Source organism: Desmonostoc vinosum, from assembly GCF_059505385.1.
This window is the reverse complement of sequence record NZ_JCACKM010000092.1, coordinates 16,715-28,290: the sequence shown is the minus strand read 5'-3', so window position 1 is coordinate 28,290 and position 11,576 is coordinate 16,715. Positions and strand designations below refer to the sequence as shown.

The 11,576-nt window shown below is 38.7% G+C and carries 11 protein-coding genes; 6 read left to right on the top strand and 5 right to left on the bottom strand.

Translation table 11 applies throughout. The annotated features are described in order from the left end of the window. The first annotated feature begins 279 nt into the window (after nt 1–279). Nucleotides 280–936, top strand: coding sequence for a pentapeptide repeat-containing protein (locus AC5JMF_RS15625; protein WP_495796645.1), 657 nt, complete (start codon nt 280–282; stop codon nt 934–936). Between the two features lie 11 nt (nt 937–947). On the opposite strand, the gene AC5JMF_RS15620 is transcribed toward AC5JMF_RS15625, so the two are convergent. The 3 genes from AC5JMF_RS15620 to fraC form a co-directional block, all read right to left on the bottom strand. Then, a complete protein-coding gene (locus AC5JMF_RS15620; protein ID WP_495796644.1) occupies nt 948–1,727 on the bottom strand; it encodes an ABC transporter permease in 780 nt (259 codons plus the stop codon). Between the two features lie 193 nt (nt 1,728–1,920). Beyond that, nucleotides 1,921–2,934, bottom strand: coding sequence for a septal junction protein FraD (fraD, locus tag AC5JMF_RS15615; protein ID WP_495796643.1), 1,014 nt, complete (start codon nt 2,932–2,934; stop codon nt 1,921–1,923). 66 nt (nt 2,935–3,000) lie between these two features. Beyond that, the gene (gene fraC / locus AC5JMF_RS15610; protein WP_495796648.1) at nt 3,001–3,543 is read right to left on the bottom strand and encodes a filament integrity protein FraC; all 543 of its coding nucleotides are present in this window, start codon (nt 3,541–3,543) and stop codon (nt 3,001–3,003) included. Between the two features lie 485 nt (nt 3,544–4,028). On the opposite strand from fraC, the gene AC5JMF_RS15605 reads away from it, so the two are divergent. Next, nucleotides 4,029–5,165 (top strand): cob(I)yrinic acid a,c-diamide adenosyltransferase, encoded by a 1,137-nt coding sequence (locus AC5JMF_RS15605; RefSeq protein ID WP_495796642.1) that lies wholly within the window; start codon nt 4,029–4,031, stop codon nt 5,163–5,165. A gap of 152 nt (nt 5,166–5,317) precedes the next feature. On the opposite strand, the gene AC5JMF_RS15600 is transcribed toward AC5JMF_RS15605, so the two are convergent. Continuing rightward, nucleotides 5,318–5,818, bottom strand: a complete 501-nt coding sequence (locus tag AC5JMF_RS15600; RefSeq protein ID WP_495796641.1) for a sterol desaturase family protein — start codon at nt 5,816–5,818, stop codon at nt 5,318–5,320. Nucleotides 5,819–6,879: 1,061 nt separating this feature from the next. Here AC5JMF_RS15600 and AC5JMF_RS15595 point away from each other — a divergent pair. The 4 genes from AC5JMF_RS15595 to AC5JMF_RS15580 all read left to right on the top strand — a co-directional run bounded on the left by AC5JMF_RS15595 (nt 6,880) and on the right by AC5JMF_RS15580 (nt 11,075). Next, nucleotides 6,880–7,470, top strand: a complete 591-nt coding sequence (locus AC5JMF_RS15595) for a cytochrome b/b6 domain-containing protein (protein WP_495796640.1) — start codon at nt 6,880–6,882, stop codon at nt 7,468–7,470. 49 nt (nt 7,471–7,519) lie between these two features. After that, complete coding sequence (locus AC5JMF_RS15590) at nt 7,520–8,239, top strand: molybdopterin-dependent oxidoreductase (protein WP_495796639.1); 720 nt, start codon at nt 7,520–7,522, stop codon at nt 8,237–8,239. Nucleotides 8,240–8,282: 43 nt separating this feature from the next. Next, nucleotides 8,283–9,716 carry a bifunctional orotidine-5'-phosphate decarboxylase/orotate phosphoribosyltransferase gene (locus AC5JMF_RS15585; protein WP_495796638.1) on the top strand — a complete coding sequence of 478 codons (1,434 nt, stop codon included), beginning with the start codon at nt 8,283–8,285 and terminating at the stop codon, nt 9,714–9,716. Nucleotides 9,717–9,965: 249 nt separating this feature from the next. Further along, nucleotides 9,966–11,075 carry an AI-2E family transporter gene (locus AC5JMF_RS15580; RefSeq protein WP_495796637.1) on the top strand — a complete coding sequence of 370 codons (1,110 nt, stop codon included), beginning with the start codon at nt 9,966–9,968 and terminating at the stop codon, nt 11,073–11,075. A 305-nt stretch (nt 11,076–11,380) separates the two neighbouring features. Here AC5JMF_RS15580 and AC5JMF_RS15575 read toward each other — a convergent pair whose 3' ends face one another. Continuing rightward, entirely contained in the window at nt 11,381–11,572 is a 192-nt protein-coding gene (locus tag AC5JMF_RS15575; RefSeq protein WP_495796636.1) for a hypothetical protein, read from the bottom strand. Between the last annotated feature and the right edge of the window lie 4 nt (nt 11,573–11,576).

The following is an 11,576-nucleotide window of genomic DNA, read 5'->3' as shown; positions in this document are numbered from 1 at the left end:
TGGGAGATGACTCGCTCTAAGCGAAGCTATGCCGTAGGCTTTACGCTACGCTATCCCTACCGCTAATGATTTAGGATTGCTATATCAATATTTCCTGATTTATGTCAGCATTTATTGTTATAAAAACTCAAGCAACAGTGGATTTTCAACGTTTTAGCAATTTTGTCTAAATTTATTGCCGAATATCTGTTCAGTTTATGTACATTTGGAGTGTATTCTCAATATACAGTATCTCTCCAAATTGACCTTTACAGACAGATTACACCAGAGGCAAATACCATGAAAAATTATGCTGACAAACAGGAATTGATATCAAGTCAAATTATAAATAAATGTTTTCAGCACCGGGATTTTAGTGGATATGACTTGAGTGGAATTGATTTAAGAGATATTGATTTAAGTGGTATTAACTTAATAGGTGCGGATTTGCGTTCAGCAAATCTGTGTGGTTCTATCCTGACTCGTGCTAATTTAAGTGGTGCAAATTTAATGGGTGCTGATTTAAGTGAAGCTAATTTGTATGAAGCTTCTTTGTGTGAGGCTAATTTAATTGATGCTGATTTAAAACAAGCAAATTTGTGTGGAACTTTTTTATGGCGAGTCAAGCTGATGGGTAGTAATCTTTGGGGTACTTCTTTGTGTGGTGCAGATTTGAGTGAAGCAGACTTAAGGAAAGCAAAGTTAATAGAAACATCACTAATTGAAGCTAACTTAGTGAGAGCAAATCTTGCTGGTGCAAAGCTATGTGGAGCAATTTTGTTAGAAGCTAATTTGACCGAGGCTAATTTAACTGGTGCAGACCTCACATGGACAAACTTAACTAAAGCAAATTTGCGTGATGCCAATCTTTGGGAAACAAAGCTAATTTATGCCAAATTGCGGGATACCATCATGCCTGATGGCACAATTGAGCAACCACAGATAGTGATTTATTGAATTTGTGAGTTTTAAAATTCGCGTTTTGAGAAGATGAAAATGGCGATCGCCAACAACATGGTACTGTAAATCAAGCTATAGCCAGCACTACTCATGAGTGCGATCGCATCTGGTAGTGCTTGAACACCATAAACGGCTTCGTTTTTCAAGTCTAATCGCGATAAATCTGGCAAGATAAGATATAAACCCTGAGTTAACCATTCGACGCTGGAATTACGACTCAGCCGACCAAATTCTAATAAATCTTGTGTAATGTTACCCATTAAATACACAGCAAAGGTTAAAGTAGTCGCCAATAAAGAAGCAGTAAAAACACCCAACATAATAGCTACAGCAGTTATCAATGACAACTGCAAAAATATAAACATTGCTGCAACAATAATGCTCGTTGTTTGATGAGAAATATGGCCAAACTGCAATAAACCCAAATAAATCGCCGTCATAGAGGCTAACAAAATAGCTAGTACTGTGGATAAACCCAAGTATTTGCCGATGATAATTTCACTATGACTGACAGGTTTAGCAATTAACAATAAAATAGTGCGTTTTTCAATTTCTTTATTAATCAATCCTGTACCAATAAATATTGTCACAATTAAACCGATCGCACTCATCGCCGCCATACCAAAGTCTAAAAACATTTTGTCTTGTGTTGATGCCGCAAATTCCGGTAGAATGCGAAAAGCAGCGGCAAGGATGAGCGCATAAAAACCGATAATATACAGAATGCGATCGCGTACAACTTCCTGAAACACATTCTTTGCTAGTACAAAAATTCTATGATTTGTCATTTGTGATTTTTCATTTGTAATTAATTATTTCTCCGCGTCCCCGCGTCCCCCTTCGGGTGACGCTCGCAAGCTCGCTAACGCTGCGCTAACGCAGTCGCCTGCTCCAGGAAACCCTCCTTTACTCGCTGTCTCACCGCGTCCCCGCGTCCCCGCGTCCCCGCGTCTTCCTCATCCCCCCACTCCCCACTCCCCATTACTGCATCGGCGGAGGTGATCCAGCAATCAATTTGCTGAGGCGCAAGCAAGCAATTTCTGCAACGGTGATTTTTTCTCCGGCTTTGTTGGTTGCAGCAACTGGTTCTACTCGACAAGATTTTTTCAAGTAGTATCCCCGTGGGTTAGAACTTGGCCCTCTCCAAATACTTAACAAATCTAGAATGTATCCAGAACTAGACCTCAGATTAACTACACGTGGTTCAGCAACCCATAATCTTTTTTCTTCATACTTGACTAAGTTTTTTTCAATTATTGGTCTACTCAATTTGTCTATTTGTGGTTTTGCATCTAGCAACCATCTTTCTACTACTGACCAAGGTTTTGCAGCTATTTGATCTTCTACTAATGGTTGTAGTTTGTCTAGAATTATCACACCATTAGCTGGTATTCGGACTGGCTGTTCTGTTCTAACAACAAATGTACTACGCTTAAAATTATCAGCTTGTAAACTCGGATATTCTTGTAACCAGTTATCCATCACAAAATAAAACTGTAGCCAGCAACTCAGTACCATGGAACTACCAAGTAAAATTAAAATTCTTTGGCGGTCTTCTGGTTTAGGAATTTGAGCTTTGGCGTCTGTATCATCTCCTTCAATAAATTCGGGAATTGCTGTAATTAGTGCTGCGATCGTTGGCCAGAGAACTATTGTTCTTGGCGTAATTATATCTTCTTGGTTTCCAAATGCAAAAACACTAACTAAAAAGCCGGTGATGACTGCTCCCACTGGCATAAAAGTACCAGGAACTCTCAGAGGATCTTCAGTTGTATACCAAGCTGTACCAGCAATTAAAAATAACCAACCGCAAAAGGCAATGATATCTTTTATATAACCGATCGCAAAATATGATACTATCCACGAAAAAACACTCAAATAAATCAATGTCTGCCATGAATAAGCTTTTGGCGGAACTAATACTTTTTTAACTCCTGCGTAAAGTTCTTCAACAAATTTAAAAATTCCTATTACATCTTTAAATAAAGTATTCATGTTTTTTATTCTGCCTTTGTCTCATAATTTTGCTCAAAAATTAAGTTGGGAATTTCTCTATTCGATTTACCGATAACGAAGTAACAAAATAATGGTAATCACACTGTAACTTAACGAGTTAGCTATTAGTGTAGTAGTCACTAAATTTGTATTTTGCAATTTAGCCATGCTAAAAGTACGCCATTTTCGTCGCTGTAGAGAAATTTGAGTTTCTTCTTTTTTCTCCCAAGGTTTTTCTGTCAAAGTTACTAATAATATTCTTAAAATCAAAAACTTGGCTAAGAAGGTAGCGAAGAAAATTATAAAAGCAGTTACAATTAATACAAATGGTGTGTTGGCAGATTTAAAACTATTGAAAAATACATAATTAATTAATTCTGATTTGATATCTATAGCCAAAATTGGCTCTGACAAAAAAAATGCAACCCAACCAATTACACCAGAAAATAAGTTAACAGATATAGCATAAAAAGTGCTAGTTTTTTTATCGAATTTTAGCCGATTATGAAATATATATGCTTCAATAGGAATAGCAATCAAGAAAAATAAAAAATTAAACAAAACTACACCAATTGGAATAATTTTAGGAAGTGCGAAGTTTTCTAGCATAAAGGTTAGCGGCAAGTGTTAACTTTAGAGAGTATAACTGCGATCAGCGGATGTAGGTCTAAATTGCGTATTTTTTGTTTCAGAGGGAACGCTTAACGCCCAACAGTGACCAATGACAAAGGATGAACCTCAAAAATAGGTACGTAATTTGAATGCATAACAGCATGTTAAGGGTGATGGGGGCAATTATCGCATTGTTCTTGTTGTTTGCCATACTTGTGTAACAGTATTACCTATTGATTGTGTTTATACATGCTCTTGCTTTTAATACTTAGTTGCTGAAGTTAGGATTCGTGTAAAAATAAGTTGAACAATTTAATATTTGTAGTGTGGGCATCTTGCCCGCGCGAGCAAGATGCTCGCACTACTTATTTTTACTTGATGCCTTACCGCGTCTCTACCTGGTAATCCACAACATTTTCAAAATTCAAACCCAGTCCCTTTTACATTGGTATAAATTACGCTAGAATACAGCTTTTCGAGAGATGACAAGGAACGGTATCGGTATTCGCACGGCGCAAGTGCGTCCTGAACGGCTCGCTGGTCAAATTCACGTCTACGATGGTGCGGGGAAAGGTAAGTCTCAAGCAGCTTTAGGGGTGGTTTTGCGCTCGATTGGCTTGGGGATAAATACACCTAGCTATTCCAACCGGGTTTTACTACTGCGGTTTTTAAAGGGGCCAGAACGTGATTATGATGAAGATGGTGCGATCGCAGCTTTGCAGCGAGGTTTTCCGCATTTAATAGACCAAGTTCGCACCGGCAGAGCAGAGTTTTTTGGGCCTGAGCAAATTACTTCCTTTGACCGAGCAGAAGCGGCACGGGGTTGGGATGTGGCTAAAGGTGCGCTGGCTTCTGATTTATATTCTGTTGTAGTCTTAGATGAAATTAACCCTGTCTTAGATTTAGGTTTACTGTCAGTGGACGAGGTGGTGCAGACATTAAAATCTAAACCCCAGGAGTTAGAAATCATCGCTACTGGACGCGGTGCGCCACAAAAGTTGCTTGATATTGCAGATCTGCACTCAGAAATGAAACCCCAACACCACGCGACTGCAAAAGCACTATTACTTGAGGGTATTGAAATTTATACTGGTGCAGGTAAAGGTAAATCTACTAGCGCTTTGGGCAAAGCCTTACAGGCAATCGGTAGAGGCATCAATCACCCAGGTTCTACTCGTGTATTAATTATGCAGTGGCTCAAAGGTGGCAGTGGTTACACAGAAGATGCAGCGATCGCCGCCTTACAGCAATCGTATCCTGAAGTAGTAGATCATCAACGCTGTGGTCGAGATGCGATCGTCTGGCGTAATTCTCGGCAAGAATTGGACTACGTAGAAGCTGAACGCGGTTGGGAAATTGCCAAAACTGCGATCGCTTCTGGACTATATAAAACCATCATTCTCGATGAACTCAATCCCACCGTTGACTTAGAACTACTCCCCGTAGAACCCATAGTCCAAGCCTTACTCCGCAAACCCCGTGACACCGAAATCATCATCACCGGCCGCTGTCAAAATCAACCTGCTTACTTTGACCTAGCCAGCGTTCACTCTGAAGTATACTGCCACAAACACTATGCCAATCAAGGAGTAGAACTTAAACGAGGAGTGGATTTTTAAGATCACAGGGACTGGGGACTGGGGATTGGGGATTGGGGACTGGGGACTGGGGACTGGGGATTGAGACGCGGAGATGGGGGGACGCACAGGACGCGGAGAATAATCAGTAATAAATGACAAATGACAAATGATAATTCCCCATTCCCCATTCCCTAAACACGCGAGTAACGCAAATGTACCCTGAGTAAGCGTAACCAGCGCATCCAAGTTTTAGCTGGGTGTTCAAAGAATGTGAAAATATCACCAAAACCTACGTTAGTTTTTTGATGGTGTATCCAGTGTTGCTCAGGTGTGGTGATAAAAAGAAACTGGCACAGTATTGTTATAGGTTTTGGAGTTTGCCAACCTAAAACTGCAATGTGTCTCCACCACACATGAAACTGACCAAACAGTAGCCCACAAATAACACCTATTGGAGAGAAAGACCATAAAAAAACTGCCATAAGCAGATATGGCAGCGCACCTAAGATACCATCCAAGAGAACTTGGGCATTGAATGTGAGAATGGCGTAGTGGCGAAAGTCTTTTTTCCAAGAATGATGCGTTGTTAAATGAAGGCTACCAAAAACATGCTCTGGTACGTGGTAGACGAAAGTCGAAAGGAAATCACCAACAAACAGTAATAGCCAAGCAACAACGACAGCCTCAAGCATTGATACTCCTCAAGTTCAGTAAAAAAACACCACAGAAAAAATTGTCCAAATTGTATGCAGAATCAAGCGATCGCCTATCTCAGTATCTCTAATCGTCCCAAGTGATACACTTTGTTGATTAAGTATGTACCTGAGCTGCTAATGAAGAGAGTCCGCGCGTGCATACTGAATAGTTCTGCTCAGAATCTGCTGATGTTGATATCATTTCACGTTAATAACGATACAAATACCCAGATAGGGGTTTAGCAATGCTAAACCCCTACGAAACACCCACGCGTATCAGGATTTTTGTAAATTGGGATGAGAAGTTGCAGTTTCATGAATCTACAATCCTTAATCTAGAATCTTTAATTGTGGTGGACAGCAACTTCCAAAAGCCTTTAACTTGGGTTTTATCTCTGTGTTGATGAAACTGATACATCTAAATCCCGATAGATATACTGTGCTTTAACATTCTTACCACACAATCTTCTTACTAAGCCACACAGTATTAGCAAAGATTGAGTTAAATTTTGTACAAATTTAGGTTAAGCTTTTTTACTTAGGTAACGAAGTTTTAGCTCAAGGTATTACCTAGAAATTCACCGAGCAAATACCAAACTGCCCCAGTAAAATCACTGAGGCAGTTTGATGAGAGTTGTTTTGCTGTCGAGTACATCAAAGAGTGATGTTCCGGCTGAGATACAGAGGATTGAGTATGTAGCTTTATTCCAGGGCGTCTCGACAGATCCGGATAACCTGTAAAATGTAGTGCAAATAAAGTTCTTGTAACAGAGGTCAACCCCTTCGCTTAATTCAAAATTCACGCATTACAATCTCCATAAATAAATAATGGTGCTTTAAACAATTATTCGCAAATTCTCTTGCAAAACCTCTGCATACCTCTGTCTTGAAAAGTTGAGCCACTGCGTTGGACGGGTTCCCCGGCTTGAAGCAAGTGGCGTTCCTACGCAGAGAAACCCTCCTTCTCCTGACGGAGACGCTACGCGAACAAAACTTTGCGCTGCGCTTACTTTGCGTCCCTCTGCATTTTAAACCCCTCCTATTTCCCAAAATATAGTATGACCTCAATCAAAACTCAAAAGTTACCAACCCAAGCAATAGGAGCCAAAATTTTTCACTCATGTAACATCATTAGCTTGTTTATCATGCTCACTAGCGGACTACAAATTTACAACGCCAATCCTGTTTTTGGTGGACGTGCAGGTTTACACATTCCTGCAATATTTACTTTAGGAGGTTGGTTAGCAGGTGGTAGACACTGGCATTTTGCAGGGATGTGGCTATTTTCCTTAAATCTCCTCTGGTATGGAATTTATATTTTAATTACTCAACGTTGGCGATATCGATTCGTAGGAGTTAATGACATTAAAGCATTACAAAAAAGTCAAAATTCCAAACGCTTAATTTATGCTTGGCATCGCATTGCCTATACAGCGATTATCCCTATCTTGCTGTTAGCTTTATTCACAGGAATTGGTATGTATAAACCTGCTCAATTTCCTTGGATTGTAGATATATTTGGCAGTTGGCAAGCCCTGCGAATCGTTCACTTTGCCTCAGTGCCAATAGTAACTGCATTTGCCATAATTCACTCTCTATTAGGACGTAAAGCCGGAGGTACTGAATTGACAGAATCGATGTTTTGGTGAATGGGGAATAGGAAATGTGAAATAAGGGAAAAATAAAAAATCACAAATTATGATAATTCGTGTTAATCGCTCTCTAATAAAACGCCGTAATTTTTTACAACTCTCTGGGGTTTCTGGCATTAGCTTCTTACTTGGTGGCTGCGGTACACCGATATTTGAAGATATTGTAGGTAAGCTTTCAGAACCATTAAATCAGAATGTCGAAAAGTTAATCTTTAAATCGCAAAAGCCTGTACCGGAATTTTCTCTAAGTGAGATTGAGCCAGAAGCGTTGATTATTAATTCATTTAGAAATACTCCGATTATTGACCTAGAAAAATATCGTTTGATTGTTAACGGTGAGGTCAATAATCCTCTGAGTCTAAGCCTAACAGAAATTCAAGCTTTACCTTCAAGTTCTATGATTATTCGCCATGTTTGTGTTGAGGGTTGGGCTGCGATCGTGCAGTGGGGTGGTGTGCGTTTGCAAGAAATTATTGCACTTGCTCAACCTAAAGATAATGTCCAATATGCATACTTTAAATCTGCCGACGGCTATTATGAAAGTTGGGATATAGCTTCAGCTTTACATCCGCAAACTTTATTAGCTTATCAAAAAAATGGCGATGTTTTACCAAAAGAAAATGGTGCGCCTTTACGTTTAGCTTCACCAATCAAACTTGGTTATAAGCAGAGTAAGTGGGTAACTCAAATTACGCTAGTTAGTTACTTATCCCTTTTTAAGGGCTACTGGGAAGACCAAGGTTACGAATGGTTTGCAGGGCTTTGAGAAAGTCATAAATTGTCTATTTACATAACCAGAACTTAAAATAATGAACTTTTTTGATAAATTGAACTATAACATCTTACAAAATCAAAGCTTACTATTTGTAGGTCTTGATCCTAATCCAGAGATGATGCCTGCTAGTTACGAATCTCAAGATGTTATTGCTAATTTATGGAATTGGTTGCAATTTATTATTACTGAAACTGCTGATTTTGTTTGTGCTTATAAACCTACACTTGGTTTTTATGAAGCCTTGGGAATCCCAGGTTTAGAACTATTGCATAAAACTTTAGCCATTATTCCAGACCATATCCCTGTTATTTTAGATGCTAAACATAGTGACTTAAATACTAGTACTGTCTTTGCTCGCACCGTGTTTACAGATTGGCACGTAGATGCAATAACCCTCAGTCCCTACGCCGGACAAGACCATGTAGCACCTTTTTTGGTCTATGCTGATAAAGCTGTGTTTATTCTATGTTGTACTGCTAATTCCAGAGCAGAAATCTTACAACAACACCCGACAAAGGAGTCACCTTTTTATTTACAGGTAGTCAAGGAATCAAAAAACTGGGGAACTCCAGAACAGTTGGGTTTGGAAGTAGGTACAACAAATCCTGAAACTTTTGCACTTATTCGCTCAATTGCTCCTGAAAGATTGATTATGGCACGTAGCATTTGGGCGGAAGGTGGTAACTTAAAGCAAGTTATAGCGGCAGGTTTAAATAGTAGCGGTGATGGTTTGCTGATTCCAGTTCCTCAAGATATGTTGGGACATCAAAAATTATCTGAAGAAGTTCAAATTTTACGTGCAGAAATTAATCATTTAAAAGCTGAAAATGTTCAAGATAATTCTACCTGTTCTGTGTGGCTGCCTGATGTTTGTTTTTTAAATCGACACCCTCAACAAGATTTGATTTTACAACTTTATGATATTGGCTGCATTATGTTTGGCAATTTTGTCCAAGCATCAGGAGCCATATTTCCTTATTACATCGATTTACGCAAAATCATTTCTAATCCACAAATATTTAATCAAGTTCTCACTGCTTATGAGAATATTTTGAAAAACCTTACTTTTGATAGATTGGCAGGTATTCCTTATGGTTCTTTACCTACTGCTACTGGTTTAGCCTTGCGTCTTCAATGTCCGATGATTTTTCCTCGCAAGGAAGTTAAAGCACACGGAACTAGGAGAGTAATTGAAGGTAATTTTTATCCTGGAGAAACTGTTGCGGTAGTTGATGATATTCTGATCAGTGGTAAAAGTGTGATGGAAGGAGCAGAAAAGCTACAATCAGCAGGATTAAATGTAAATGATATTGTGGTACTTATTGATCATGAGCAAAAAGTGCAAGATAAGTTGCAACAAAATGGTTATCGCGCTCATGCGGTTTTAACTATTTCGGAAATTACCACAACTCTATATCAAGCAGGCAGAATAAATGATGAGCAATTTTCCGCTTTTAGTGAAACTTAGTAAGTAAATCGGCGCTAATACTTCAAGCTATATGAATAAATATGAATGTCATCAATGTAGGGTGTATTATGCCGTAGGCTAATGCACCGTCAACAATTTAAGTTGCGCTGCGCGACAACGCACTATACATTAAAATCATATTTATTCATATACATTGAATTTCTCTTGCTAACTTACTTAGTCAAAGTTTAAATCTCTGCCTATAGCAAGACTACGTAGGGTAAATGTCTTTAATTTTGAATTTCAAATATGCCTTTTTCACTCAACCAACTAATTAAATGGTTAATTTTAACGCTGTTATTTCCTTTAGCCTTTCTCAATTTTTGGCTAGCGTTTCAGTTCTTTCAAAGTTTTCAACCCTTAGTAACAATTTTTATCCTAGCTACTTTACTGGCTTTCATTTTAAACTACCCTGTCTCAATTCTCCAGCGACAAGGAGTTAAACGCAACTATGCAGTAGCATTAGTTTTTATTTTGACTTTGGTATTTATTATTTCTGTAGGTATTACTTTATTACCTATTGCTTTAGAGCAATTTCATGAGATGGTTAGACTGCTACCTCAATGGATTGATTCCAGCGAGGAGAAAGTACAAATTTTAAATACCTGGCTTTTTAGCCATAAGTTAAATATAGATTTAAGTCAGCTATTCACACGCATAACTGACCGATTACCTGATGAATTAGAGTATCTCTCTGATAAACTATTGGGCATTATTATTGATACTATTGATAGTATATCTGAAGCGTTAATTACGGTAGTCATAACTTTTTACTTATTATTAGATGGGCCCAGACTTTGGGAGGGAATATTTAAGAAAATACCAGGTAATTTTGCTCAAAAGGTCAGCAAGTCTATTCAGCAGAATTTCCAAAATTACCTAATTGGTCAGGGAACTTTGGCTTTATTAATGGGAGTTTCAGAAACTTTATTATTCTTAATATTTCAAGTTCAGTTTGGCTTGCTGTTTGGTTTGGGAGTTGGATTTTTAAGTTTGATTCCTTTTGGCGATATTGTGAGTTTGTTAGGAATAGTTTTAATCATCGCATCACACGATTTTTGGTTAGCGTTGAAGGTGTTTGCTGTAGCTATTGTAATTGATCAGTTAATTGACCAAGCGATCGCACCACGTTTGTTGGGTAGTATTACAGGTTTGAGACCAATATGGGTGATAGTTGCTTTATTGGTAGGAACCAATATTGCTGGTGTGTTGGGTTTATTAATTGCAGTACCCGTAGCTGGTTTTATCAAAGATATCGCAGATGGTTTTTCTCAACCTAGTTATTCTCATAATTTGCTTGAGGGTAAAGAATCAACAGAAATGATTGATAGGGAGCAGGGGATAAGGGATAGGGGATAGGGATAACTTAGGTCTTGAAGCCGACTTTATTTTATTAAAAAAATGTGATCGCTTAAATACAAGTTCGTAATCCGTAATTAAGTTTTGTAATGGGGATTTAGCGCAAAGTCACTCTTTGGGTTTCCTCCTCACTGACGGCAGTTGTTCATGGGGGAAACCACGCCACTTGCGCGGCTGCCGGGAAACCCGAAGGGCGCAGTGGCTCCCCAAGATCACACTGCCTCAACTTTGTAAGACCCCAACACAAAACTTGCCGATTATAGCACCGGGGGATTTAACCCCACGGAACTCGTTAATAGTAGTTTCTAGCCCTTCAACGCTTTTCTAAAGTTACGGCGATAGGATGGATTAGTAATAAATAAAGCTGGCCATAACAAAGCTAAACCAATACGGTTTGGTAAACTTGGACTAAAATTAGTCCGCTCAAATCCTTTCCAAAACTTCCAAACACCAACTACATAAACCCCTATCAAAGCAACAATAATTAATTTAACCATTCCC